This is a genomic window from Pseudomonas sp. DE0010, from assembly GCF_007680745.1.
Classification (GTDB): Bacteria; Pseudomonadota; Gammaproteobacteria; order Pseudomonadales; family Pseudomonadaceae; genus Aquipseudomonas; species Aquipseudomonas parafulva_B.
This window is the reverse complement of the sequence record NZ_VEJQ01000178.1, coordinates 1-287: the sequence shown is the minus strand read 5'-3', so window position 1 is coordinate 287 and position 287 is coordinate 1. Positions and strand designations below refer to the sequence as shown.

Annotated in this window: 1 pseudogene; it reads left to right on the top strand. The window is 68.6% G+C overall.

What is annotated here, in order from left to right:
- Positions 1–22: 22 nt before the first annotated feature.
- Positions 23–287 (top strand): annotated as a pseudogene (locus FS767_RS22140) (lipopolysaccharide heptosyltransferase 1); the annotation flags it as partial.

Genomic DNA, 287 nt, shown 5'->3' with positions numbered 1-287 from the left:
CGATCCGGTCGAGGTGGGCTAGATGCGCGTGCTGCTGGTCAAGACCTCATCGCTCGGCGATGTCATCCATACCCTGCCGGCGCTGACCGATGCGGCCCGGGCCATCCCCGGCATCTGCTTCGACTGGGTGGTGGAGGAGGGCTTCGCCGAGATCCCCGCCTGGCACCCGGCGGTGAGCCAGGTGATCCCGGTGGCCCTGCGGCGCTGGCGCAAGCAGCCCTTTTCCGCCTGGGCCAGTGGCGAATGGGGCGAATTCAAGAGTCGGGTGCGCGAGCAGCGCTATGACC